At 61.9% G+C, this 23,082-nt stretch carries 23 protein-coding genes; 19 read left to right on the forward strand and 4 right to left on the reverse strand.

All coding sequences use genetic code 11. From position 1 onward, the window contains the following. Positions 1-140 precede the first annotated feature (140 nt). The 4 genes from hprK to ilvA all read right to left on the reverse strand — a co-directional run bounded on the left by hprK (position 141) and on the right by ilvA (position 4,392). The gene (gene hprK, locus AC3RCJ_RS04025) at positions 141-1,076 is read right to left on the reverse strand and encodes an HPr(Ser) kinase/phosphatase (RefSeq protein ID WP_034753337.1); all 936 of its coding nucleotides are present in this window, start codon (positions 1,074-1,076) and stop codon (positions 141-143) included. 36 nt (positions 1,077-1,112) lie between these two features. After that, the gene (locus AC3RCJ_RS04030) at positions 1,113-1,595 is read right to left on the reverse strand and encodes a PTS sugar transporter subunit IIA (protein ID WP_492956831.1); all 483 of its coding nucleotides are present in this window, start codon (positions 1,593-1,595) and stop codon (positions 1,113-1,115) included. A 333-nt stretch (positions 1,596-1,928) separates the two neighbouring features. Continuing rightward, the gene (gene queF, locus AC3RCJ_RS04035; RefSeq protein ID WP_492956830.1) at positions 1,929-2,771 is read right to left on the reverse strand and encodes an NADPH-dependent 7-cyano-7-deazaguanine reductase QueF; all 843 of its coding nucleotides are present in this window, start codon (positions 2,769-2,771) and stop codon (positions 1,929-1,931) included. Positions 2,772-2,856: 85 nt separating this feature from the next. Further along, the gene (ilvA, locus tag AC3RCJ_RS04040) at positions 2,857-4,392 is read right to left on the reverse strand and encodes a threonine ammonia-lyase, biosynthetic (protein WP_492956829.1); all 1,536 of its coding nucleotides are present in this window, start codon (positions 4,390-4,392) and stop codon (positions 2,857-2,859) included. A 203-nt stretch (positions 4,393-4,595) separates the two neighbouring features. Here ilvA and AC3RCJ_RS04045 point away from each other — a divergent pair, with 203 nt between their 5' ends. The 19 genes from AC3RCJ_RS04045 to AC3RCJ_RS04135 all read left to right on the forward strand — a co-directional run bounded on the left by AC3RCJ_RS04045 (position 4,596) and on the right by AC3RCJ_RS04135 (position 22,980). After that, entirely contained in the window at positions 4,596-5,087 is a 492-nt protein-coding gene (locus AC3RCJ_RS04045) for a YqaA family protein (RefSeq protein WP_492956828.1), read from the forward strand. A gap of 258 nt (positions 5,088-5,345) precedes the next feature. Further along, on the forward strand, positions 5,346-9,386 hold the full coding sequence (locus AC3RCJ_RS04050; RefSeq protein ID WP_492956827.1) for a DUF3683 domain-containing protein: 4,041 nt from the start codon (positions 5,346-5,348) through the stop codon (positions 9,384-9,386). Continuing rightward, positions 9,383-9,832, forward strand: a complete 450-nt coding sequence (locus tag AC3RCJ_RS04055) for an HIT family protein (RefSeq protein WP_492956826.1) — start codon at positions 9,383-9,385, stop codon at positions 9,830-9,832. Before AC3RCJ_RS04050 ends, AC3RCJ_RS04055 begins: the two co-directional genes overlap by 4 nt. A 9-nt stretch (positions 9,833-9,841) precedes the next feature. Continuing rightward, positions 9,842-10,306: a gamma-butyrobetaine hydroxylase family protein gene (locus tag AC3RCJ_RS04060; RefSeq protein WP_492956825.1), complete on the forward strand. Its 465-nt coding sequence runs from the start codon at positions 9,842-9,844 to the stop codon at positions 10,304-10,306. 96 nt (positions 10,307-10,402) lie between these two features. Beyond that, complete coding sequence (locus AC3RCJ_RS04065; RefSeq protein WP_492956824.1) at positions 10,403-10,747, forward strand: YciI family protein; 345 nt, start codon at positions 10,403-10,405, stop codon at positions 10,745-10,747. Positions 10,748-10,749: 2 nt separating this feature from the next. Further along, on the forward strand, positions 10,750-11,991 hold the full coding sequence (locus AC3RCJ_RS04070) for an RNA polymerase sigma factor (protein ID WP_492956823.1): 1,242 nt from the start codon (positions 10,750-10,752) through the stop codon (positions 11,989-11,991). A gap of 29 nt (positions 11,992-12,020) precedes the next feature. Then, positions 12,021-12,755, forward strand: a complete 735-nt coding sequence (gene ubiE / locus AC3RCJ_RS04075; RefSeq protein ID WP_034753359.1) for a bifunctional demethylmenaquinone methyltransferase/2-methoxy-6-polyprenyl-1,4-benzoquinol methylase UbiE — start codon at positions 12,021-12,023, stop codon at positions 12,753-12,755. Between the two features lie 31 nt (positions 12,756-12,786). After that, positions 12,787-13,734: a Tim44 domain-containing protein gene (locus tag AC3RCJ_RS04080; RefSeq protein WP_492956822.1), complete on the forward strand. Its 948-nt coding sequence runs from the start codon at positions 12,787-12,789 to the stop codon at positions 13,732-13,734. A 152-nt stretch (positions 13,735-13,886) separates the two neighbouring features. Continuing rightward, positions 13,887-14,525, forward strand: a complete 639-nt coding sequence (locus AC3RCJ_RS04085; RefSeq protein WP_492956821.1) for a ubiquinone biosynthesis accessory factor UbiJ — start codon at positions 13,887-13,889, stop codon at positions 14,523-14,525. Then, entirely contained in the window at positions 14,522-16,093 is a 1,572-nt protein-coding gene (ubiB, locus tag AC3RCJ_RS04090; protein WP_492956820.1) for a ubiquinone biosynthesis regulatory protein kinase UbiB, read from the forward strand. The genes AC3RCJ_RS04085 and ubiB overlap by 4 nt, the downstream gene beginning before the upstream one ends. Before the next feature lie 19 nt (positions 16,094-16,112). Continuing rightward, positions 16,113-16,715 (forward strand): methyltransferase, encoded by a 603-nt coding sequence (locus AC3RCJ_RS04095; protein WP_492956819.1) that lies wholly within the window; start codon positions 16,113-16,115, stop codon positions 16,713-16,715. 91 nt (positions 16,716-16,806) lie between these two features. Further along, positions 16,807-17,112, forward strand: coding sequence for an FmdB family zinc ribbon protein (locus AC3RCJ_RS04100; protein ID WP_492956818.1), 306 nt, complete (start codon positions 16,807-16,809; stop codon positions 17,110-17,112). Between the two features lie 40 nt (positions 17,113-17,152). Further along, on the forward strand, positions 17,153-17,776 hold the full coding sequence (locus tag AC3RCJ_RS04105; protein ID WP_492956817.1) for a DUF502 domain-containing protein: 624 nt from the start codon (positions 17,153-17,155) through the stop codon (positions 17,774-17,776). A gap of 63 nt (positions 17,777-17,839) precedes the next feature. Beyond that, positions 17,840-19,642, forward strand: coding sequence for an aspartate--tRNA ligase (gene aspS, locus AC3RCJ_RS04110; protein WP_492956816.1), 1,803 nt, complete (start codon positions 17,840-17,842; stop codon positions 19,640-19,642). 82 nt (positions 19,643-19,724) lie between these two features. Then, a complete protein-coding gene (gene nudB / locus AC3RCJ_RS04115) occupies positions 19,725-20,189 on the forward strand; it encodes a dihydroneopterin triphosphate diphosphatase (protein ID WP_492956815.1) in 465 nt (154 codons plus the stop codon). Positions 20,190-20,208: 19 nt separating this feature from the next. Beyond that, positions 20,209-20,502 carry a hypothetical protein gene (locus AC3RCJ_RS04120; RefSeq protein ID WP_492956814.1) on the forward strand — a complete coding sequence of 98 codons (294 nt, stop codon included), beginning with the start codon at positions 20,209-20,211 and terminating at the stop codon, positions 20,500-20,502. Positions 20,503-20,599: 97 nt separating this feature from the next. After that, entirely contained in the window at positions 20,600-21,421 is an 822-nt protein-coding gene (locus AC3RCJ_RS04125; protein ID WP_492956813.1) for an endonuclease/exonuclease/phosphatase family protein, read from the forward strand. 9 nt (positions 21,422-21,430) lie between these two features. Then, positions 21,431-22,594 carry a cardiolipin synthase ClsB gene (gene clsB, locus AC3RCJ_RS04130; RefSeq protein ID WP_492956812.1) on the forward strand — a complete coding sequence of 388 codons (1,164 nt, stop codon included), beginning with the start codon at positions 21,431-21,433 and terminating at the stop codon, positions 22,592-22,594. Further along, positions 22,591-22,980 (forward strand): RNA-binding S4 domain-containing protein, encoded by a 390-nt coding sequence (locus AC3RCJ_RS04135; protein WP_492956811.1) that lies wholly within the window; start codon positions 22,591-22,593, stop codon positions 22,978-22,980. The genes clsB and AC3RCJ_RS04135 overlap by 4 nt, the downstream gene beginning before the upstream one ends. The last annotated feature ends 102 nt before the right edge of the window (positions 22,981-23,082 follow it).

Consider the following 23,082-nt stretch of genomic DNA (forward strand, 5'->3'; position numbering starts at 1 on the left):
GCCGTGGCAGCTGTGGTGTTACTTACACAAAAGCAACGTAGGTGGGCTTGGCGCAAAGCGCGTAAGCCGACGCCGCGGCATAGGCCAACAATGTTGCCGGATTACGCGGCGGCTTCGTCCCGTGAATCCGGCCTGTGTTGCTAGTCGCCGCTCATTGCCAAACGTTGCCGCTCCATGAATTCCTGCAAGGTATCGATGCCGCGCAGTTGCAGAATCGTATTGCGCACGGCCGCTTCCAGCAGCACGGCGATGTTGCGGCCGGCGGCGACGGGGATGACGACCTTGCGCACGGGCAAGCCCAGCACGTCTTCCGTGGGGAACAGGAAAGGCAGGCGCTCGACTTCCTCTTCCAGCGCGTTGCGCCGCACCAGGTGCACGATCAGTTTCAAACGCATCTTGCGGCGCACGGCCGTTTCGCCAAAGATGGCCTTGATATCGAGCAAGCCCAGGCCCCGCACTTCCAGCAGGTTTTGCAGCAGCGGCGGGCAGCGGCCTTCGATCATGTTCGGCGCGATGCGCGAGAACTCGACGGCGTCATCGGCCACCAGACCGTGGCTGCGCGAAATCAATTCCAGCCCCAGCTCGCTCTTGCCCAGGCCCGAATCGCCGGTGATCAGCACGCCCACGCCCAGCACGTCCATGAACACGCCATGCATGATGATGCGCTGCGCCAGTTTTTTCGACAGGTAGACGCGCAGGAAGTCGATCACTTGCGCGGCCGGCAGCGGGGTGGAGAACAGGGGGATGTTTTGCTCGTCGCAGATGGCGAGGATGTCGGGCGGCGTTTCCAGCCCTTGCGCGATGATCAGCGCGGGCGGGCCGCCGGCGATCAGCTCGCCGATCACATGGGTGCGCGTATTGACTTTCAGGCGCTGGTAGTAATTGATTTCCTGGTGGCCGAAGACCTGGATGCGGCCCGGATGGATCAGGTTCAAGTGACCCACCTGGTCGGCGGCCGAGGAGACATCGCCGGAGATCAGGCGTTCGCCGCCGGGAAAGCCGGCGAACCAGCCCAGTTGCAGACTTTCACGATTATCGTCGTACAGGCGTTGTATCGTCAGCGGCGTTTGCAACATGGCAGTCTTCTTCAGGAGTGGAGGAATACCTGAAGTTTAACCCGTCGCTTGAAGACTAGGTTGCCAATTGACGATGCGTGAATGCACGGATTTCGGCTCCGGATCCGTGGCCAGTGCCGTGCGGAAGGCATCGTCGGAAAACATTTCGGCGATTTCCGAGAGGATTTCCAGATGTTGCTGGGTGACATGATCGGGAATCAGCAGGAAAAACAGCAGGTTGACGGGTTTGCCGTCAGGCGACTCGAATGGAATCGGCTCGGCCAGGCGCACGAAGGCGCCCAGCGGTGCTTTCAGCGTCTTCATGCCCTTGATGCGGCCATGCGGCACCGCCACGCCATGGCCGAGTCCCGTCGAACCCAGGCGTTCGCGGGCAAACAGATTGTCCGAAACGGTGGAGCGGGCGATGCCGTAGTTGTTTTCGAAGATCAGGCCGGCTTGCTCGAAAGCGCGCTTTTTGCTGGACACTTCCAGGTCCAGCAGGACGTTTTCGAGGGATAATATTTTGCTAAGATTAGTCATGACACTCAATGAAATGGTGCAATGCGCAGAGGGCTTGCGAGCCGAATTATAGGCCTGTTTCCGCGGCCTGTAACGCCAATTCTCAACAGTATACGCGCGCTGCGGGCGCAGTGGGCGCTACAGCCCCCATCGCCATCATTTTAGCAAAAAAATAACATCGGCGCGTATCGGCTATTTCTTGATTAAAAACACGCGGTGCGCCGGTTTTTCCGCCGCCGAATGCCGATTTTCCGATTTTTCAGCGTCTTTGACATGCTCTGCGGCACTACTGCAACGTTGTTTTAAAACACAGCCAACATTCCTGTTGGCATGGTTTCGAGGTGCTGCCTGGTATTACTGGCGCGCGTTGCGCACATTGCTGGGCAATCCGCCGGTGCTGTAGTTGCTGCGCCACGGGTTGATATCGAGGCCGCCGCGGCGCGTATAGCGCGCATACACGGACAGCTTCTGTGGTTTGCACTGGCGCAAGATGTCGACAAAGATGCGCTCCACGCATTGCTCGTGGAATTCATTGTGTTCGCGGAAACCGATCAGGTAGCGCAGCAGGCTTTCCTGGTCGATCTGCGGTCCCGCATACTCGATCTGCACGCTGCCCCAGTCCGGCTGGCCCGTCACCAGGCAATTCGATTTGAGCAGGTGCGAGACGAGTTTTTCTTCCACCGGTGCTGCATCGAGCGCCGCCTTCAACAGCAGCGGCGACGGTGTGTATTGCGTGATTTCCAGGTCCAGGCGGTCGAGCAGGACGCCATCGAATTCGCCCATTTTGAGCTTGCCGAAATCTTCCTGCAAGGTCAGTTCCACTTGCACGGGCGCGCCGAAACCGTTCGACAAATCCTGTTTGAGCAAGATCAACAGCGCTTCCGGGCTGTCCAGTTTGGTCTGGTTGAAGGAGTTCAGGTACAGCTTGAACGATTTCGATTCGATGATGTTGGGCGAATCGGCCGGCGCGCTGACCTTGGCAATCGCCACCTGCGGCTTGCCGCGCTGGTTCAGCCACGACAGTTCATACGCGTTCCAGATATCGAGGCCGAAGAACGGTAATGTACCGTGCAGCTCCAGCTCGTCGCGCTTGCCCTGGCGCGGGATCGGAAACAGCAATTCCGGCGCGTAATCGGTGCGGTAGGCGGAGCTTTTGCCCAGGGGAGATTGTTCGGCGAGGTCGTTGGTGGTGGTCATGGTGATGGCGTGAATTCAGTCAAGCACGCATGGTAGCCTAATTCCCTCCACGGCGAGTATCTGCCGTGGAGGTGACTTGTAGAAACTAGCCGAGGAACAGCTTATACACAGGATTGCTGCTCTCATCCCAATAACGATAGCCGAGGGTATCGAGGAAGCGGGCGAATTCTCCCATTTCATCGGGCGGCACTTGCAGGCCGATCAGGATGCGGCCCACGTCGCCGCCCTGGCTGCGGTAATGGCACAGGGAAATATTCCAGTTCGGCGCCATGCTGTCGAGGAAGCGCATCAGCGCACCCGGGCGTTCGGGGAATTCGAAGCGGTACAGCAGCTCGTCCTGCGCCAGCCGGCTCTTGCCACCGACCAGGTGGCGGATATGCGACTTGGCCAGTTCGTCGTGCGTCAGGTCCAGGGTCTTGAATTCGTGCTCCTCGAAGGTCTTCGCCAGCACGCTCGACTCATGCCGGTCGGCAATCTGGATGCCGACGAACACGTGCGCGGCTTTTTCATCGCTGATGCGATAGTTAAATTCCGTCACGTTGCGCGCGCCGATGAGCGAGCAGAAACGCTTGAAGCTGCCCCGCTGTTCGCGCATGGTGACGGCAAACACGGCTTCGCGGAACTCGCCCAGTTCGGCCCGTTCCGCCACAAAACGCAGCCGGTCGAAATTCATGTTCGCGCCGCTGGCGATGGTGATCAATGTTTCATGGTTGACCGGGTGCTTGGTCAGGCTGGCCCGCTCCACATAGGCCTTGGCGCCGGCCACGGCCAGCGCGCCGGACGGCTCCAGGATGGAGCGCGTGTCCGTAAACACATCCTTGATGGCGGCGCAGATGGCGTCCGTATCGACCGTGATGATTTCATCGACATAGGCCTGTACCAGGCGGAAGGTTTCCTCGCCGGCCAGGCGCACGGCCGTGCCGTCGGCAAACAGGCCCACGTCGTTCAGGGTCACGCGCTCGCCCGCCTTCAGCGAGCGGGCCATGGCGTTCGAATCGACGCTTTGCACGCCGATGATCTTGATGTCGGGGCGAATCTGTTTTACGTAGGCGGCGATGCCGGCGATCAGGCCGCCGCCGCCGATGGGGGCGAAGATGGCGTGGATGGGGCCGGCGTGCTGGCGCAGGATTTCCATGCCTATCGTGCCCTGGCCGGCGATCACGTCCGGGTCGTCGAACGGGTGCACGAAGGTCAGCTTCTGTTCCTTTTCCAAGGTCAGCGCATGGTTGTAGGCATCCGTGTAGGACTCGCCGTGCAGCACCACTTCCACGTTCACGCCGCCGCGCCCCTTGACCGCCTCGACCTTCACCAGCGGCGTGGTGGTGGGCATCACGATGACGGCGCGGCAACCCATGCGGGCGGCCGACAGGGCCACGCCCTGGGCATGGTTGCCGGCCGAGGCGCAAATCACGCCGCGCTTGCGGTCCGCTTCGCTGAGCTTGGACATCTTGTTGTAGGCGCCACGAATCTTGAAGCTGAACACGCTTTGCATGTCTTCGCGCTTGAAGTAAATCTGGTTGTTCAGGCGTTGCGACAGGGCAGGGGCCAGTTCCAGCGGCGTTTCGGAGGCAACGTCATAGACGCGGGCGGTCAGGATTTTCTTGAGGTAGTCGATGTTCATAGTCTGCAAGCGAGTGATTCTGGGCCAGAAAGGGTCTGGAGCGTGTACGTCGATATCGGCTGTGCCGGGGCGGATAGCCGGGCAACAAAATAATGCTCTGTGGAACTGCGGGCGGGTCTGCCTTTGCCAGCCGGCGCGATGTGTGCGGCGCCCAGGCTGCTCTTCATTATAATGGAGAGCCTTACCGCATCGCGAAGTGTTCCATGATCGAATCCGCAATCGCCTGGCTGCTGCAGCTGATCGCAGCACCGGAAGTCGGGCTGACATCGGTCTTTCTGATCAGCTTTATTTCCGCCACCCTCTTGCCGCTCGGCTCGGAGCCGGCCGTCTTTGCCGTCATCAAGGCCAATCCCGCCCTGTTCTGGTCCGTGATTCTTGTCGCCACCCTGGGCAATACCCTGGGCGGCGTCGTCGATTACTGGCTCGGTTACCGGGCCAAGCAGGCGTTTGCCAAGGAGCGCGACACGCGCTGGTTCCGCTGGCTGGCCCGCTATGGCGCCAAGACCATGCTGCTGGCCTGGCTGCCCGTCGTCGGCGATCCCCTGTGCACCTTGGCCGGCTGGCTCAAGCTGCCGTTCTGGCCCAGCGTGATCTACATGGCCATCGGCAAGTGTGCGCGCTATCTCACCATGACGGCCCTGCTGTTGTACGTGCCCGATGGCGTATGGCACCGGATTGGCCAGATGCTGGCCTGAATGGGGCTGCCTGCAACGCCAATTTGCCCCATTTTTGAGCAGGCCGATAGTTTGTAGTCGAGTCCGATTCTTGGCATTTTTAGGTAAAAAATGCAGATGAACTGATTTTTTATTCATGAAAAATGTGGCTGTGCCATATTTGCTATGGTCGCGTTGACCCGGCTTAAACCTTGGGCGGCATAAGGCTGTTCCCGCATGGTGCGGCGCAATAAGATAAAATGGGCCTTTAGGGTCCAGTCCACATCGTCACCACACTCCATGAACGCTCCCGCACATATTCAAGCTTTACTGGCAGAAACGCCGAATGGTCCCGCAGCAAGCCGCCTGCGCGAAATCCCGTATAACTACACGTCGTTTTCCGATCGCGAGATCGTCATACGCCTGTTGGGGGAGGACTCCTGGCGCCTGCTCGACGAGCTGCGCGGCGCCCGCCAGACGGGCCGTTCGGCGCGCATGCTGTACGAGGTGCTGGGCGACATCTGGGTCGTGCGCCGCAATCCGTATCTGCAGGATGACCTGCTCGACAATCCGAAGCGCCGCCAGGGCTTGATCGATGCCCTGCATCACCGCCTGGCCGAAGTCGACAAGCGCCGCCTGTCCATCGATGCGGCCGGCGGCGACGCGCTTGCGGCCGGTGACGCGCCGGAAGTGGCGCAGGCGCGCAGCCATAATGTCGAACTGCTGCTCAAGGCAGCCAGCAAGGCCGTGGCCGACTTTGGCGACGAATTCCGCAAGACCTATGACTTGCGCAAGCGCACGGTCAAGGTGCTGGGCCGCTACACGGAAAAGCACAATGTGCGCTTCGACGGCATGACGCGCGTGTCGCACGTGACGGATGCCACCGACTGGCGCGTGGAATACCCGTTCGTCGTGCTCACGCCCGACACGGAAGAGGAAATGGCCGGCCTGGTCAAGGGCTGCATCGAGCTGGGGCTGACCATCATCCCGCGCGGCGGCGGCACCGGCTACACGGGCGGCGCGATTCCATTGACGCCGATGTCGGCCGTCATCAACACGGAAAAGCTCATTACCCTGGGCGCCGTCGAAATGACGGTTTTGCCGGGCTTGACGCACGAATACGCGACCATCCATTCGGGCGCGGGCGTGATCACGAACAAGGTCTCGGAAGCGGCGGAAAAGGCCGGTTTCGTGTTTGCCGTCGACCCGACGTCCGCGCACGCTTCTTGCATCGGCGGCAATGTCGCCATGAATGCGGGCGGCAAGAAAGCCGTGCTGTGGGGCACGGCGCTGGACAACCTGGCGTCATGGCGCATGGTCGACCCGAACGGCGACTGGCTCGACGTGACGCGCCTCGACCACAACCTGGGCAAGATCCACGATATCGCGTTGGCACGTTTCCAGCTGGAATGGCGCCACCCGAGCACGCGCGACGCCACAAAGCCGAATGCGCCGTTCAAGACGGAAATCCTGGAAATTCCTGGCCGTAAGTTCCGCAAGGAAGGCCTGGGCAAGGATGTGACCGATAAATTCCTCGCCGGCTTGCCGGGCATCCAGAAAGAAGGCTGCGACGGCCTGATCACGTCGGCGCGCTGGATCTTGCACAAGATGCCGAAATTCGCCCGCACCGTCTGCCTGGAATTCTTTGGCCAGGCGCGCGACGCGATCCCATCCATCGTGGAAATCAAGGATTACCTCGATGGCTTGCCGGCCAAGGGCGAGCAATACACGAGCATCCGCCTGGCGGGCCTCGAGCATTTGGACGAGCGCTATCTGCGCGCCGTCGGCTACGCCACCAAGTCGAAGCGGGGCGTGCTGCCGAAGATGGCCCTGTTTGGCGACATCGTCGGCGACGATGAGAACGCCGTCGCGCAAGCGGCGTCGGAAGTGGTGCGCATCGCCAACACCCGCGTGGGCGAAGGTTTCGTGGCCGTCAGCCCCGAGGCGCGCAAGAAGTTCTGGCTCGACCGTGCCCGCACGGCGGCGATCGCCAAGCACACGAACGCCTTTAAAATCAATGAAGACGTGGTGATTCCGCTCAATCGCATGGGCGAATACACGGATGGCATCGAACGCATCAATATCGAGCTGTCGATCAAGAATAAATTGCAACTGGCCGAGGCCCTCAGTGAATTCTTTGCCAAGGGTAATTTGCCAGTAGGCAAGAGCGACGATGCGTCCGACGACCGCGTCGACGATGCGGAAATGCTGGGCGACCGCGCCGAGCAGGCGCAGCAGTTGCTGGCGCAAGTGACGAGCCGCTGGACCTATCTGCTGGCCAATCTGGACCGTCCGTTGATGGATGTGAAGGGCGAATTGGCCGAACTGGGCATGGAGCGCTTGCTGCCCGTCTTCGATGCGCGCCTGCAAACGCAGCCGAACGCCACCCTGTTCGACGTGGTGCAGGACCGCACGGTGCGCGTGACTTGGAAGCAGGAAATCCGCGCCCAGCTGCGCCAGATCTTCAATGGCGCCGCCTTCAAGCTGATCCTCGACGAGGCGACGGCGATTCACGCGCGCATCTTGCGTAGCCGCGTGTTCGTCGCGCTGCACATGCATGCGGGCGACGGCAACGTGCACACGAACTTGCCCGTCAACTCGGACAATTACGCAATGTTGCAGGACGCCCACGAAGCCGTGGGCCGCATCATGATCCTGGCCCGCTCGCTCAATGGCGTCATTTCCGGCGAACACGGTATCGGCATCACCAAGCTGGAATTTTTGACGGAAGAAGAGATCGGCGAATTCCGCAGCTACAAGCAGCGCATCGATCCGGAAGGCCGTTTCAACAAGGGTAAATTGCTGAACCTGCCGGGCATGGGCGCCGACTTGCGCAATGCCTACACGCCATCGTTCGGGCTGATGGGGCACGAGTCCTTGATCATGCAGCAAAGCGATATCGGCGCCATCGCCGACAGCGTCAAGGATTGCTTGCGCTGCGGCAAGTGCAAACCCGTGTGCTCGACCCACGTGCCGCGCGCCAACTTGCTGTACTCGCCGCGCGACAAGATTTTGGCGACTTCGTCGCTGATCGAAGCCTTTTTGTACGAAGAGCAGACGCGGCGCGGTATTTCCATCAAGCATTGGGAAGAGTTCGAGGACGTGGCCGACCACTGCACGGTCTGCCATAAATGCGTCACGCCGTGCCCGGTGAACATCGACTTCGGCGACGTGTCGATGAACATGCGCAATTTGCTGCGCAAGATGGACAAGAAGAGCTTTAATCCGGGCACCAAGGCCACGATGATGTTCCTCAACGCCACCGATCCCGTGACCATCAACGCCACGCGCAAGGTCATGATCGGCTGGGGTTACAAGGCGCAGCGCCTGGGCCACGATCTGTTGAAGAAATTTGCGAAAAAGCAAACCAAGGCGCCGCCGCCATCGACGGGCAAGCCGCCCGTCAAGGCGCAGGTGATCCATTTTATTAACAAGAAGATGCCGGGCAACCTGCCGAAGAAATCGGCGCGCGCGCTGCTCGATATCGAAGACGACAAGGTCATTCCGATCATCCGCAATCCGAAGACGACCACGGCCGATACGGAAGCCGTGTTCTACTTCCCCGGCTGCGGTTCGGAACGGCTGTTCTCGCAAGTGGGCCTGGCCACGCAGGCAATGCTGTGGGAAGTGGGCGTGCAGACGGTCTTGCCGCCGGGCTACCTGTGCTGCGGTTATCCGCAGCGGGGCGCGGGCGAGTTCGACAAGGCCGAGAAGATGATGACGGACAACCGCGTCCTGTTCCACCGCATGGCCAACACGCTCAATTACCTCGACATCAAGACGGTGCTGGTGTCCTGCGGCACCTGCTACGACCAGCTGGCCACGTATCAGTTTGAAAAGATTTTCCCCGGCTGCCGCATCATGGATATCCACGAGTATCTGCTGGAGAAAAACGTCAAGCTGGAAGGCGTCAACGGCACGCGCTATATGTACCACGAGCCATGCCACAATCCGATGAAGCTGCAAGAGTCGGGCAAGACCATCAATTCCCTGATCAGCACGGTGGATAACGTGAAGATCGAGAAGAATGACCGTTGCTGCGGCGAATCGGGCTCGCTGGCCGTCACGCGTCCCGATATTTCCACGCAAGTGCGTTTCCGCAAGGAAGAAGAGATGGTCAAGGGCGCCGACAAGCTGCGCGGCGACGGTTTTACTGGCGACGTCAAAATCCTCACCAGCTGCCCGTCGTGCCTGCAGGGACTCTCGCGCTACAATGACGATTCGGGCACGACGGCCGATTACATCGTCGTCGAGATCGCCAAACACTTGCTGGGAGAAAACTGGATGCCCGATTACGTGAAACGCGCCAATGACGGCGGCATTGAACGGGTGCTCGTGTGAGTTCCACCTGCGAGCTGTGCAACTTGCTCGATGGCTACGCCAACAAGCAGGGTTGTGAAACCTTGCTGTGGCGCAGCGAGCGCCTGTCCGTGGTGGCCGTCGATGACCCTGCATATCCTGGCTTTTGCCGCGTGATCTGGAACAAGCACGTGAAGGAAATGACGGATTTGACGCCGGGCGAGCGCAATTACGTGATGGAAGTCGTGTGGCAGGTCGAGCTGGCCGTGCGTGAAGTGATGGCGCCGGAAAAGGTCAACGTGGCCAGTTTCGGCAACATGACGCCGCATGTGCACTGGCACGTGATTCCCCGCTACCGCGACGACGCGCATTTCCCGCACCCCAGCTGGGCCGTGGTGCAGCGCGAGACGGCGCCCGGGGTGCTGGCCGCGCGCCGCGCCCTGTTGCCGGCCTTGCGCGACGCCATCATTCAACGTTTATCCGCATAAAGTATTGTCATGACTGAAAAAGCAGCAACACCCCAACCGACCGGCTTGACCGTGCACAACCAGTCGCGCGTGCTCGACGTGGCTTTCGACGATGGCAGCACATTTGCGCTGCCGTTCGAATACCTGCGCGTGTACTCGCCATCGGCCGAAGTGCAGGGCCATGGCAAGGGCCAGGAAACTTTGCAATTAGGCAAGCGCCTGGTCGGCATCACGGGTCTGGAGCCCGTCGGCAACTACGCCGTGCAGCCGACCTTCAGCGATGGCCACAATTCCGGCCTGTACACCTGGGCTTATCTGTACAAGCTGGGCGCCGAACAAGCGACCTTGTGGCAAGCCTACCTGGACCAGCTGGCGGCCGCCGGCTACCCGGGCGACAGCGGCCGCGACGCCAAGGCCGACATGACGGTCAAGCAATCTTCCGGCGGCGGCTGCGGTAGTGGCGGCAATGGCGGCGGTTGCGGTCATCAACATTGAGTTAAAAATAATGCGGTAAGCTTGTCGGATAACCGCCGCCCCGTTCGTCGTATGAATGCCCGCGCTTGCGGGCATTTTTCTTTTGGAGAAGAGACTATGGAATACATGATCCTGATCTACGCCGACGAGGCGCACTACGAAGCCATGGCAGAGGGCCAGATGGCCAGCCTGATGGCCGACTTTGCCAGCTATACGCAGGCGCTGGAAGCGGCCGGCGTGCTGCGCGGCGGGGGCGAGCTGGCGCCCGTGGGCAGCGCCACCAGCGTGCGTGTGCGCAATGGCAAGCCTGTCATCACGGACGGGCCGTTCGCGGAAACCAAGGAGCAGCTGGGCGGCTACTATCTGCTCGATTGCGCCCATCTGGACGAAGCGCTGGCCTGGGCCGGGCGTTGTCCGGCGGCGTCCCTGGGCACCATCGAAGTGCGGCCCGTGACGGCTTGAGCATGGCCGGCGACGCCATTGCGGCCGTCGAGCAGGTCTTTCGCCAGGAAAAGGGCAGGGTGCTGGCCGGCCTGATGCGGCGCTTCGGCGACCTGGGCCTGGCGGAAGACGTGCTGCAGGAGGCGTGCCGCAAGGCGCTGGAATGCTGGCCGCGCACGGGCATCCCCGATCATCCGGCCGCCTGGCTGACGTCCGTGGCGCGCAATGCAGGCCTCGACCAGGTGCGCCGCGCGGGCAAGAACATCGGCGATGCCGCCGCCGTGCTGTCCTGCCTGCCGGCGGCCATGCTTGAGGAAGCGCAAGCCATCGAAGACGACCGTTTGCGCCTGCTGTTTATTTGTTGCCATCCCGCGCTGGCGCCCGAGGCGCAGGTGGCGCTGGCCCTGCGCACCCTGTGTGGCTTGTCCACGGCCGAGGTCGCGCGCGCCTTCGGCGTGGCGGAAGCGGCCCTGTCGCAGCGCTTGTTGCGCGCCAAACGCAAGATCGCCGAGGCGCGCATCCCTTTCGAGTTGCCACTGGAGCAAGAATTGCAGCCACGGCTGGCGCAAGTGCTGCACGTGATTTACCTGGTGTTCAGCGAAGGCTATTGCGCCAGCGGCGGCGATAGCCTGCTGCGTGCGGACCTGTGCGCGGAAGCGCTGCGCCTGGGGCGGCTGCTTGACAGCCTGCAGTCCGGCCAGCCGGAAGTGCAGGGGCTATTGGCCTTGATGCTGCTGCAGGCGTCGCGCGGCCCGGCCCGCCTGTCGGCTGGCGGTGAACTGCTGACCCTGGAAGAGCAGGACCGCGGCCTGTGGGATGGGGGCCTCATTGCCGAGGGACTGGCCGCGTTGGCGCTGGCCTTGCCAGTGCGCGCACCGGGGCCATATCAGTTGCAGGCGGCGATTGCCGCCTTGCACGCCCAGGCGCCCACGGCCAGCCAGACGGACTGGCGCCAGATCAGCGCCCTGTACGGCGCCTTGCTGCGGCACAAGCCGGAACCCTTGATTTTGCTCAATGCCGTGATCGCCTGCGCCATGGCGCACGGTGCCGCACACGGGCTGGCCTGGCTGGCGCGGCTGGAAGCCGTGCCCAGCCTTGCCAACTCGCATTATCTGCATGCGGCCAGGGCCGACCTGCTGCGCCGCCAGGGCGACCGGCCGGGGGCGCTGGCGGCGTATGCGCAGGCGGCACTGCTGGCCGTGAATGCGGTGGAAAGGCAATACCTTCTCCGGCGTCACGGGGAAATGCGCCTGCCGCTTGTATAATGCTCGCAAGTTCAAACAGACTGCCTACCATGACCAATACGACCCATTTCGGATACAAAACAGTTGCAGAAGACGACAAAGTGCGCGAAGTCGCCAAGGTGTTCCATTCCGTCGCTGCCAAATACGACGTGATGAACGACTTGATGTCGGGCGGGCTGCACCGTCTGTGGAAGACGTTCACCATTGCCAATGCGGGCGTGCGCCCCGGCTTCAAGGTGCTCGACATCGCCGGCGGCACGGGCGACCTGTCGAAGGCCTTCGCCAAGCAGGCGGGCCCTACCGGCGAAGTCTGGCTGACCGATATCAATGAATCGATGTTGCGCGTGGGCCGCGACCGCCTCTTGAATCGCGGCTTGCTCACCCCCACCTTGTTGTGTGACGCGGAAAAACTGCCATTCCCCGACAATTATTTCGACCGTGTCAGCGTGGCCTTCGGCCTGCGCAACATGACGCACAAGGATGTGGCGCTGGCGGAAATGCGCCGCGTGCTGAAGCCGGGCGGCAAGCTGCTGGTGCTGGAGTTTTCCAAGGTGGCGGCACCGCTGCAAAAGCCGTACGACCTGTATTCGTTCTCGGTCTTGCCGTGGTTTGGGCAGAAAATCGCCGGCGACGCGGAAAGCTATCGCTACCTGGCGGAGTCGATCCGCATGCACCCGGACCAGGAAACGCTGAAGACCATGATGGAAACGGCGGGCCTGGAGCGCGTGCAGTACTACAATTTGACGGCAGGCATTGCCGCTTTGCATACCGGCATCAAGATGTAACTCACCCTTGCCGGTGATTTTAGGAGATGGAATGAAATTGAAGAAATTTATGGTTGGCATGATGCTGGCCGCGACCACGGTATCCATGCTGGGCGAGGCGCTGGCCCGTCCCATGGGCGGTGGCCGTTCGATCGGCCGCCAGTCGCAGAACGTGGGCCGCCAGGCTCCCGCTCCTGCGCCGACCCCGGCACCGGCTGCGGCGCCACGCCAGGCGCAACCGGCGCCGGCCCCCGCACCGGCACCCGCCGCCAAGGCACCGAGCCGCTGGAAGGGCTTGCTGGGCGGCGCCTTGCTGGGCCTGGGCCTGGGCGCGCTGCTGTCGCATTTCGGCCTGGGCGGTGCCCTGGCCAGCATGATCAGCACCCTGCTGATGGTGGCCTTGCTGGCGGGCGCGGCCTTCTTCATCTACCGCATGGTGCGCGGCAAGCGCGATAGCAATGGCAACGCCGGCAATGCGCCGTTCGCGGGCTTTGGCGGCAACCAGCCTGCGCCAGCCGGCAATACCCCGGACATCGGCTCGCGCATTCCGCCGCTGCCGCCGCTGCAGCCCGTCTCGTCCGGCGTCGGCCTGGACAAGCCGGCGCCTGCCGCCGCGCCATGGGGCGTGCCAAGCGACTTCGACCAGAATGCCTTCCTGCGCCACGCGAAAAGCAATTTCATTCGCCTGCAGGCGGCCTGGGACAAGGCGGACGTCAACGATATCCGCGAATTCACGTCGCCGGAAGTGTACGCGGAACTGCGCATGCAGATCCAGGAGCGGGGCGCTCAGCCGGACTTTACCGATGTCGTCACCATCGACGCCGAATTGCTCGGTATCGAGACCAGCGTCAACGATTACCTGGCCAGCGTCAAGTTCACGGGCCTGATCCGTTCCGCGCCGGGCGCCGCGGCGGAGCCGTTCGCGGAAGTGTGGAATATGTCGAAACCCGTCAGCGGCAACAGCGGCTGGGTCCTGGCAGGCATCCAGCAATTGAATTAATTGTCAAAACTTGCTGAATACTGGCTTAAGTCCATGCGGAATGCATGATGCTTGACAGATATTTCCTGCTGAACTGGTAAGATCGAAACCGCCCGCGTTGTTTTACGGGCGGTTTTTCATTTTTAGGGGCGCGCGCGGCGCGCAGTATATCCATGGCTCCATTCTCCGACCTTACACCGATGACCCCCGTCATCGCGACGATTAACCATTTGCTGGCGCAGGAACCGTGGGCGCGCCAGCAGCTGGCCGTGCACGCCGGCAAGCTGGCCTGCATCGATACGGGCGCCGTGGCGCTGCGCCTGCGCGTCGACAGCGCCGGCATGCTGGCAGCGGCGCCGGCCGACATGCCGGCCCATGTCACCATCCGCGTGAAATTGTCCGATGTGCCGCTGATCCTGCAAAACCGCGAGCGGGCGTTTTCCTACGTCAAGATCGAAGGCGATGCCGAATTTGCCAATGCGATTTCGCAATTGAGCAAGGGCTTGCGCTGGGAAGCCGAGCATGACCTGGAAAAGGTCGTCGGTCCCATGCTGGCCACGCGCCTTGTTTCCGGTGCGAAAGATGCCGCCGCCTTTGTCCGCACGGGCCAGCAAAAGCTGGCGGAAAACGTGGCCGAATATTTTCTCGACGAACAGCCCATGCTGATCCGTCCTTCCACCCTGCAAGCGTATTCCGCCGGCGTGACGCGCGTACGCGATGACGTCGAACGCCTGGCCAAGCGCCTCGCCCGCCTGGAAAAGGCGGTTGCCGCCGCCCAGGTGCCGCACCCTACACCGGATTTGTCTACATGATATTGAAATTCCTGCGCCTGTTTAAAATCATCCGTGTTTCCATCAAGTACGGCCTGGATGAGATAGCGATTTCTGGTTTGCAAGTTCCCCGCACGGCCAAGCTGATCGATACCCTGATTTTCTGGCGCGACCTGTCCTCGCCGCGCGGCCTGCGCCTGCGCCTGGCGCTGGAAGAGCTGGGCCCGATTTTCGTCAAGTTCGGCCAGGTGCTGTCGACCCGGCGCGACCTGATGCCGCCCGATATCGCCGATGAACTGGCGCGTTTGCAGGACCGCGTCCCGCCCTTCGATTCCGACCTGGCCGTGGCGCAGATCGTCAAGTCGCTCGGTGCGCACCCGGACCAGCTGTTCGCCCGCTTCGAGCGCGAACCGGTGGCCTCCGCCTCGATCGCCCAGGTGCACTTCGCCACCTTGAAAGACGGCCGCGAAGTGGCCGTGAAGGTCTTGCGTCCAGGCATGAAGAAGCTGATCGACGAAGATGTGGCCCTGATGCACATCGCGGCCGACTGGACCAGCCGCCTGTGGGCCGACAGCAAGCGCCTGAAACCCAAGGAGGTGGTGGGCGAGTTCGACAAATACCTGCATGACGAGCTGGACTTGATGCGCGAGGCGGCCAACGCCAGCCAGCTGCGCCGCAACTTCGCCAACTCGGACTTGCTGCTGGTGCCGGAAATGCACTGGGATTATTGCTCCAGCAGCGTCATCGTGATGGAACGCATGGTTGGCATTCCCGTGTCGCAGATCGACCGCCTGGTGGCGGCCGGCGTGGATTTGCGCAAGCTCTCCAGCGACGGCGTGGAGATTTTCTTCACGCAAGTGTTCCGCGACGGCTTTTTCCACGCGGATATGCACCCCGGTAATATTCTCGTGTCCGTCGCGCCCGAATCGTTCGGCCGCTACATCGCGCTCGATTTCGGCATTGTCGGCACCTTGAACGACTACGACAAGGATTATTTGTCGCAAAACTTCCTCGCCTTCTTCCGCCGCGACTACAAACGCGTGGCCGAGGCGCATATCGAATCGGGCTGGGCGCCCAAGGAAACCCGCGTCGATGAGCTGGAAGCGGCCGTGCGCGCCTGCTGCGAACCGATCTTCGACCGTCCGCTGAAGGATATTTCCTTTGGTCAAGTCCTGCTGCGGCTGTTCCAGACCTCGCGCCGTTTCAACGTGGAAGTGCAGCCGCAGCTGGTGCTGCTGCAAAAGACCCTGCTCAATATCGAGGGCCTGGGGCGCCAGCTCGACCCGGAACTGGACCTGTGGCAAACGGCCAAGCCCTACCTGGAAAAATGGATGAGCAACCAGGTGGGACCGCAGGGCTTCATGGAACGCCTGCGCGCCGAGGCGCCCCGTTATGCGCACATTTTCCCGCAACTGCCGCGCTTGCTGCACCAGGCCCTGACCGTGCACGGCGAACCGCGCGAGAACGACGTGGAATTGATGAAAACCTTGCTGGCGGAGCAACGCCAGACGAACCGCTTGCTGAGCTTTATCGTGTACTTCGTGGGCGCCTTCGCGCTCGGCGCGCTGGGCTTGCAAGTATTCATGCGCTGGCATCAACTGCCGTTTTAACTGTCTGAGGACGTAAGTGATGGCTGACTTCCACAACCGCGATCCCTCGTCTCCCGCCTTCTGGGACGAGCGTTTCGAGAAGCAATTCACGCCCTGGGACCAGGGCGGCGTGCCGTCGCGCCTGCGCAGCTTCGTGGCCGGCAGCCCGGCGCCGCTGCGCTGCCTGATTCCCGGCTGCGGCTCGGCCTATGAACTGGTCTTCATGCTCGATCACGGCTGGGATGCCACGGCCATCGACTTTGCGCCGGCCGCCGTGGCCGCCGCGCGTGCCCAGCTGGGTGAGCGGGCAGGGCAGGTGGCGGAGGCGGATTTCTTTGCCTGGCAGCCAGCAGCGCCCTTGGACCTGATCTATGAACGGGCCTTTTTGTGCGCCATGCCGCGCGCCATGTGGCCGCAAGTGGCGGCCCGCTGGGCGCAGCTGCTGGCGCCGGGCGCCATGCTGGCCGGCTATTTCTTTTTTGACGAGAATGCCAAGGGGCCGCCGTTCGGTATTTCGCGTGAGACACTGCAGGAATTGCTGGCGCCGCATTTCGACTGCCTGGCAGACGAAGCCGTCAGCGATTCCATCGCCGTTTTCGCGGGGCGCGAACGCTGGATGAGCTGGCGCCGCCGGGCGGACTGAGCATGGCCAGCCGAGCGGCTGGGCAATTTCCGTAGGGGATGATGGAAAAGCTTTATAATTCAGGGTTTTTGATGATTTTCTCGGAGTAGAGATGCCGATTTACGCTTACCGTTGTGACGAGTGTGGTTTTGCCAAGGATGTCTTGCAAAAGATCTCCGATCCAGTACTGACGGTGTGCCTGTCGTGCGGCAAGCCCAGTTTCAAGAAGCAATTGACGGCTGCCGGTTTCCAACTGAAGGGCACCGGCTGGTACGCCACCGATTTCCGTGGCGGCACGGCGCCCACCACGGCCATTCCGACGGGCCCGGCCGACAGCGCCAAGCCGGCTCCTGCCGCCGAGAGCACGCCTGCCGCCGCCGCGCCCGCGCCCGTGGCCGCCGCGCCGAAAGCGGACTGACGGCTGCGTCGCGCCGACCGATTCCCTTACCGAGAAACCGATGCGTAAATACTTCATTACCGGATTGCTGATTTTGGTACCGCTGGCCATTACCGTCTGGGTGCTCAACCTGGTGATCGGTACCCTGGACCAGTCGCTGCTGCTGGTGCCGGCGCGTTTCCGTCCGACTTCGCTGTTTGGCTTTGACATTCCTGGCCTGGGCACGATACTGACCATCGTGATCGTCTTCCTGACGGGCTTGCTGACGAATAACCTGGTTGGCAATTACGTGGTGAAACTGTGGGAAAAGTTGCTGCAGCGCATACCCATCGTCAATTCCCTGTATTCGAGCGTCAAGCAGGTATCGGATACCCTGTTTTCCTCGTCGGGCAATGCCTTCCGCAAGGCAGTGCTGGTGCCGTATCCGCACCAGAACTCCTGGACCATCGCTTTCCTGACCGGCGTGCCGGGCGGCGATGCGGCGAACCACCTGGTGGGCGATTATGTCAGCGTGTATGTGCCGACGACGCCCAACCCGACGTCAGGCTTTTTCCTGATGATGAAGCGCAGCGATGTGGTCGAACTCGACATGAGCGTCGATGCGGCGCTCAAATACATCGTCTCGATGGGCGTGGTGGCGCCCGCGGAAGTTGTCGCTGTAACGGCCCCGGCAGCCAAAGAATAAAGGCAGGCGTCCCACGGGGGACGTGGCCGGATTGAACACTCACTAACCTGAACTGAGAATTTTATGTCTATGCGTACTGAATACTGCGGCCTCGTTACCGAAGCCATGCTGGGACAAACCGTCAGCCTGTGCGGCTGGGTACATCGCCGCCGCGACCACGGCAGCCTGATCTTCATCGACTTGCGCGACCGCGAAGGCCTGGTGCAAATCGTCTGCAACCCGGAACAAGCGGACATGTTCAAGGTCGCCGAAGCCGTGCGCAACGAATTCTGCCTGCGCGTGACGGGCGTCGTGACCAACCGTATCGAAGGCACCATCAACAACAACCTGAAGTCCGGCAAGATCGAAGTGGTCTGCTCGGAGCTGGAAGTGCTGAACGCCTCCGTGCCCGTGCCGTTCCAGCTCGACGACGACAACCTGTCGGAAACGACGCGCCTGACGCACCGCGTGCTGGACCTGCGCCGCCCGCAAATGCAGAACAACCTGCGCCTGCGCTACAAGGTGACGATGGAAGTGCGCAAATACCTCGACGCGCTGGGCTTCATCGACATCGAAACGCCGATGCTGACCAAGTCGACGCCGGAAGGCGCGCGCGATTACCTGGTGCCATCGCGCGTCAACGCGGGCAACTTCTTCGCCTTGCCGCAATCGCCACAGTTGTTTAAGCAACTGTTAATGGTTGCCAACTTTGACCGTTACTACCAGATCACCAAGTGCTTCCGCGACGAAGACTTGCGCGCCGACCGCCAGCCTGAATTCACGCAGATCGACTGCGAAACCTCGTTCCTGACGGAACAGGAAATCCGCGACCTGTTCGAGGACATGATACGCGTCGTCTTCAAGAACACGCTGGACATCGACCTGCCGAACCCCTTCCCGGTCATGGATTACGCGACGGCCATGGGCCTGTATGGTTCCGACAAGCCGGACATGCGCGTCAAGCTGTCCTTCACGGACTTGACCGCCGTCATGAAAGACGTGGACTTCAAGGTCTTCTCGGGCGCGGCCAACATGCCGAACGGCCGCGTGGTCGGCTTGCTGGTACCCGGCGGCGGCGCCATGCCACGCTCGGAAATCGATGCCTACACACAATTTGTCGCCATTTACGGCGCCAAGGGCCTGGCCTACATCAAGGTCAATGAAAAAGCCAAGGGCCGTGACGGCCTGCAATCGCCTATCGTGAAGAACCTGCACGATGCGGCATTGGCGCAGATCATCGAACTGACCAACGCGCAAGACGGCGACCTGATTTTCTTCGGCGCCGACAAGGCCAAGGTCGTCAACGACGCCATCGGCGCGCTGCGCGTGAAGATCGGCCACAGCGATTTCGGCAAGAAAGCCGGCCTGTTCGACGACGTGTGGAAGCCATTGTGGGTGGTCGACTTCCCGATGTTCGAACACGACGAGGAAGCGGACCGCTGGACGGCGACCCACCATCCGTTCACGGCGCCGAAAGATGGCCATGAAGACATGCTGGAAAGCAATCCAGGCGCTTGCATCGCCAAGGCCTACGACATGGTCCTGAACGGCTGGGAACTGGGCGGCGGTTCGATCCGTATCCACCGCGAAGAAGTGCAAAGCAAGGTCTTCCGTGCCCTGAAGATCGATGCGGAAGAAGCGCAGCTGAAGTTCGGCTTCCTGCTCGACGCGCTGCAATACGGCGCGCCACCGCATGGCGGCTTGGCATTCGGCCTGGACCGTATCGTGACCATGATGACGGGTTCCGATTCGATCCGCGACGTGATCGCTTTCCCGAAAACCCAGCGCGCCCAGTGTCTGCTGACACAGGCGCCGTCGGAAGTGGACGAGAAGCAACTGCGCGAACTGCACATCCGTTTGCGCGGCGCCGAGCCTAAAGTAGCGTAAGGCGACAGCCTGACCCGTTGAGGGCTGGGGTCAGACGGGGACGCCGAGTCCCGACGGGTCTGACCCCTTTTTTATTGTTGACATGACTCATAAAATTCCCGTTTCCGTGCTGGTCGTCATTCATACGGCTGAGCTCGAGGTGCTGCTGATCGAACGCGCGGGCCAGCCAGGCTTCTGGCAATCGGTGACCGGTTCCGTCGACGCCGTTGATGAACCGCTGCCGCAGACGGCCGCGCGCGAGCTGGCCGAGGAAACGGGCATCGTCGCCGACGGCGAGCGCATCGTGCTGCGCGACTGGAACTTGTCGAATGTGTACGAGATCTACCCGATCTGGCGTCATCGCTATGCGCCTGGCGTGACGCACAACACGGAGCACGTGTTCAGCGTGCAAGTGCCGCGCGACACGGTGATTACGCTGAGTCCCCGCGAGCACCTGCAATATGCATGGCTGCCCTGCCTGGCGGCGGCCGACCGGTGTTTTTCCTCTTCCAACGCGGAAGCCATCCTGCAATTACCGGCCGTGACGGGCCTGGCGCACCATCGTTGATCTCATTCGAAAGCTTTTCATGTTGAATTGGTTTAATCTGTCCCTGCAACAAAAACTGGCCGGCACATTCTGCCTGGCGCTGTGCCTGGTCGTGATTCTGGCGGCCAGCCTGTACACGCCGCCCGAACGCACGCCGCCCGTCGGCTTGCCGCTGATGGTGGTGGGACTGCTGTTGCATCCCGGTATGTTTAGCAAGGGCAAGCGCACGGTGGCCTGGCGCGGCGCGCCGTTGCTGGTCAAGGTGGTGTGGTCCGCCGGCATCGCGGCGGCCGGCGTCAGTGTCGCCAGCGGCCTGGCGCGCATGTTTGCCTGAGCCTGGCGAGGCCGCAGGCGAGCCTATCGAGGAATTAGGTGCGCACGCGCACCTACGGGGGCGCCGCGCGACCCCTGTCTGGGAGTAGAATCAATGCATGAAAATCCGCGTAGCAACTTATAATATACACAAGGGCGTTTCGTCCGTGCGGGGCTTGCCCCGCGTGCATGCCCTGAAGCAGGCGATCGCCCTGTTCGATGCCGATGTTGTCTTCCTGCAAGAGGTGCAAGGCAAGCATGACCGCAATGCGGCCCGCTTTGGCGCCGAGAATAATGGCCACAAGCATTGGCCGGAAGCATCGCAGCATGAATTCTTTGCCGGACCCGAGCATCACACGGCATATGGCATGAATGCCGTGTATGACCATGGTCACCATGGCAATGCCTTGCTGAGCAAGTTTCCCATCGCTTCACAGACCAACCACGACGTTTCCGACCACGCCTATGAACAGCGCGGCATCCTGCATTGCGTGCTGCAGACGCCGCGCGCGGACGTGCACTGCTATGTCGTGCATCTGGGCCTGTTCGAATCGGGCCGGGGCCGCCAGACGCAGGCGCTGATCGAAGCTGTCATGGCGTCGGCGCCCGATGGCGAACCGGTCATCATTGCCGGCGATTTCAACGACTGGCGCAATACGCTCAGCGACAAGCTGCGCAATGCGCTCGGCGTGGTGGAAGTGTTCGACCAGCGCGCGTCGAACTCGGCCTTGGGCGACCTCGTGCGCACCCTGGCGCGGCGCCAGACGAAAACGCCGGTGCCCGTGCCGGCGCGCACCTTCCCCGCCGCCCTGCCATGGTTCCGCCTGGACCGTATCTATGTGCGTGGTTTCCATGTGGAAGGCGCGCAAGTGATGCACGGCACCCTGTGGGCGAAACTGTCGGACCATGCGCCTATCGTTGCTGCACTGAAACTCGCGTAGACTGCCGGCATGCGCTCAGTCAATTTCACTGCCCATAACGATATCCAGCTGCTGTATTGCGGCACCGATTACTTTCCCGCGCTGATAGCGGCCATCGACGGCGCCCGCGCGGAAGTCTATTTCGAAACGTATATCTTTGCCGACGATGCGACGGGCGCCCTGGTGCTCGACGCACTCAAGCGGGCGGCCGCGCGCGGCGTGCTGGTGTGCATGATCACGGACTGGTTCGGCACGGGCAACCGCCGCGTCAATGCCATGCATGCGCAGCTGGAAGCGGCTGGCGTGCATCACCGCATCTTCAATCCGTGGTTCCGGCGCGGCATCACGCGCACGCACCGCAAGATCTGCGTCGTCGATTTCGAAGTGGCGCTGGTGGGCGGCATCAATATCAACGACGACATGTTTTGCGATTACGACCACAGCATCAGCCTGGAAGCGCCGCGCTGGGACTTCGCCGTGCAGGTGAAGGGGCCGCTGGTGGACGCCATCCACGCGGAAGCGCAGGCGCAGTGGGCGCGCCTGGGCAAGATGAACCTGGTGCGGCGCATCAAGCTGTACCGCAAGATGCGCGTGGTCAGCAAGGAACTGGCGAAAAATCCCGTGGTGGCCGGCTTTGTCGTGCGCGACAACCTGCGCAACCGCCGCACCATCCAGCGCGCCTATCTGCAGGCGCTGGGCCAGGCGAGGAAAAGCGTGATGCTGGCCAATCCGTATTTCGCGCCCGGGCACAAGCTGCGCCACGCGCTGGCCCAGGCCGCCCAGCGCGGCGTCGACGTGGTCTTGCTGATCGGCGTGGGCGAATTTCGCATGCAGGATGCCGTGGCGCACTCGTTTTATCCGAAGCTGCTGGCGGCCGGCGTGAAGATCGTCGAATACCGCAAGACGCAATTGCACGCCAAGGTGGCCGTCGTCGACGATGACTGGGCCACGGTGGGGTCGAGCAATATTGACGCGCTGAGCCTGTTTCTGAACCAGGAAGCCAATGTGGTGATCAAGGACGTTGCGTTTGCGCAAAGTTTGCGCCAGCACATAGAGCAGGGCATCGCCGACGGCATCGTGATCCACCAGGATGATTTCAAGCACATCGGCCGTTTCCGGCGCATCGGCTACGAAGCCGCCTTCCTCGTGTACCGGCTGGTGATGCGCATTTTTTCAGTAGGCAAGTACGCATGAACGAGATGACAACGGTCAGGCTGGACAAATGGCTGTGGGCGGCGCGCTTCTTCAAGACGCGTTCGCTGGCCAGCGAGGCCGTCGACACGGGCAAGATCAAAGTGGGCGGCGAGCGCGTGAAACCGGCGCGCAGCCTGCGCGTGGGCGACGAACTGGCCATCGACAATGGCGCGGAAACGTGGGAAGTGGCCGTGCTGGGCCTGTCCGACAAGCGTGGCGCGGCCCCCGTGGCGCGCCTGCTGTACGGCGAAACGCCGGCCAGCATCGCCCGCCGCGAGCAACTGGCCGAGGAACGCAAGCTGTTCCGCGAGCCGGGCAGCACCATCAAGGGGCGGCCGACCAAGCGCGACCGCCGTCAATTGAGCAAGGCAGGCGGCCTCGACTGAGGCGCGCTTGTTGCTGTAAGGCAAGGGCGTGCGCCGCTTTTGCCTGCCTGAAATCGATACAAACACGCAGCCCAAGAATGCTGCGCTGCACCAATAGAACGC

The organism is Janthinobacterium sp. GW822-FHT07H11 (assembly GCF_058798615.1).

What these genes read in the sequence shown, in the direction of transcription:
- hprK (WP_034753337.1), bottom strand. Translation starts at nt 1,076, where the DNA reads ATGTTGCAAACGCCGCTGACGATACAACGCCTGTACGACGATAATCGT.
- AC3RCJ_RS04030 (WP_492956831.1), bottom strand. Translation starts at nt 1,595, where the DNA reads ATGACTAATCTTAGCAAAATATTATCCCTCGAAAACGTCCTGCTGGAC.
- queF (WP_492956830.1), bottom strand. Translation starts at nt 2,771, where the DNA reads ATGACCACCACCAACGACCTCGCCGAACAATCTCCCCTGGGCAAAAGC.
- ilvA (WP_492956829.1), bottom strand. Translation starts at nt 4,392, where the DNA reads ATGAACATCGACTACCTCAAGAAAATCCTGACCGCCCGCGTCTATGAC.
- AC3RCJ_RS04045 (WP_492956828.1), top strand. Translation starts at nt 4,596, where the DNA reads ATGATCGAATCCGCAATCGCCTGGCTGCTGCAGCTGATCGCAGCACCG.
- AC3RCJ_RS04050 (WP_492956827.1), top strand. Translation starts at nt 5,346, where the DNA reads ATGAACGCTCCCGCACATATTCAAGCTTTACTGGCAGAAACGCCGAAT.
- AC3RCJ_RS04060 (WP_492956825.1), top strand. Translation starts at nt 9,842, where the DNA reads ATGACTGAAAAAGCAGCAACACCCCAACCGACCGGCTTGACCGTGCAC.
- AC3RCJ_RS04065 (WP_492956824.1), top strand. Translation starts at nt 10,403, where the DNA reads ATGGAATACATGATCCTGATCTACGCCGACGAGGCGCACTACGAAGCC.
- AC3RCJ_RS04070 (WP_492956823.1), top strand. Translation starts at nt 10,750, where the DNA reads ATGGCCGGCGACGCCATTGCGGCCGTCGAGCAGGTCTTTCGCCAGGAA.
- ubiE (WP_034753359.1), top strand. Translation starts at nt 12,021, where the DNA reads ATGACCAATACGACCCATTTCGGATACAAAACAGTTGCAGAAGACGAC.
- AC3RCJ_RS04080 (WP_492956822.1), top strand. Translation starts at nt 12,787, where the DNA reads ATGAAATTGAAGAAATTTATGGTTGGCATGATGCTGGCCGCGACCACG.
- AC3RCJ_RS04085 (WP_492956821.1), top strand. Translation starts at nt 13,887, where the DNA reads ATGGCTCCATTCTCCGACCTTACACCGATGACCCCCGTCATCGCGACG.
- ubiB (WP_492956820.1), top strand. Translation starts at nt 14,522, where the DNA reads ATGATATTGAAATTCCTGCGCCTGTTTAAAATCATCCGTGTTTCCATC.
- AC3RCJ_RS04095 (WP_492956819.1), top strand. Translation starts at nt 16,113, where the DNA reads ATGGCTGACTTCCACAACCGCGATCCCTCGTCTCCCGCCTTCTGGGAC.
- AC3RCJ_RS04100 (WP_492956818.1), top strand. Translation starts at nt 16,807, where the DNA reads ATGCCGATTTACGCTTACCGTTGTGACGAGTGTGGTTTTGCCAAGGAT.
- AC3RCJ_RS04105 (WP_492956817.1), top strand. Translation starts at nt 17,153, where the DNA reads ATGCGTAAATACTTCATTACCGGATTGCTGATTTTGGTACCGCTGGCC.
- aspS (WP_492956816.1), top strand. Translation starts at nt 17,840, where the DNA reads ATGTCTATGCGTACTGAATACTGCGGCCTCGTTACCGAAGCCATGCTG.
- nudB (WP_492956815.1), top strand. Translation starts at nt 19,725, where the DNA reads ATGACTCATAAAATTCCCGTTTCCGTGCTGGTCGTCATTCATACGGCT.
- AC3RCJ_RS04120 (WP_492956814.1), top strand. Translation starts at nt 20,209, where the DNA reads ATGTTGAATTGGTTTAATCTGTCCCTGCAACAAAAACTGGCCGGCACA.
- AC3RCJ_RS04125 (WP_492956813.1), top strand. Translation starts at nt 20,600, where the DNA reads ATGAAAATCCGCGTAGCAACTTATAATATACACAAGGGCGTTTCGTCC.
- clsB (WP_492956812.1), top strand. Translation starts at nt 21,431, where the DNA reads ATGCGCTCAGTCAATTTCACTGCCCATAACGATATCCAGCTGCTGTAT.
- AC3RCJ_RS04135 (WP_492956811.1), top strand. Translation starts at nt 22,591, where the DNA reads ATGAACGAGATGACAACGGTCAGGCTGGACAAATGGCTGTGGGCGGCG.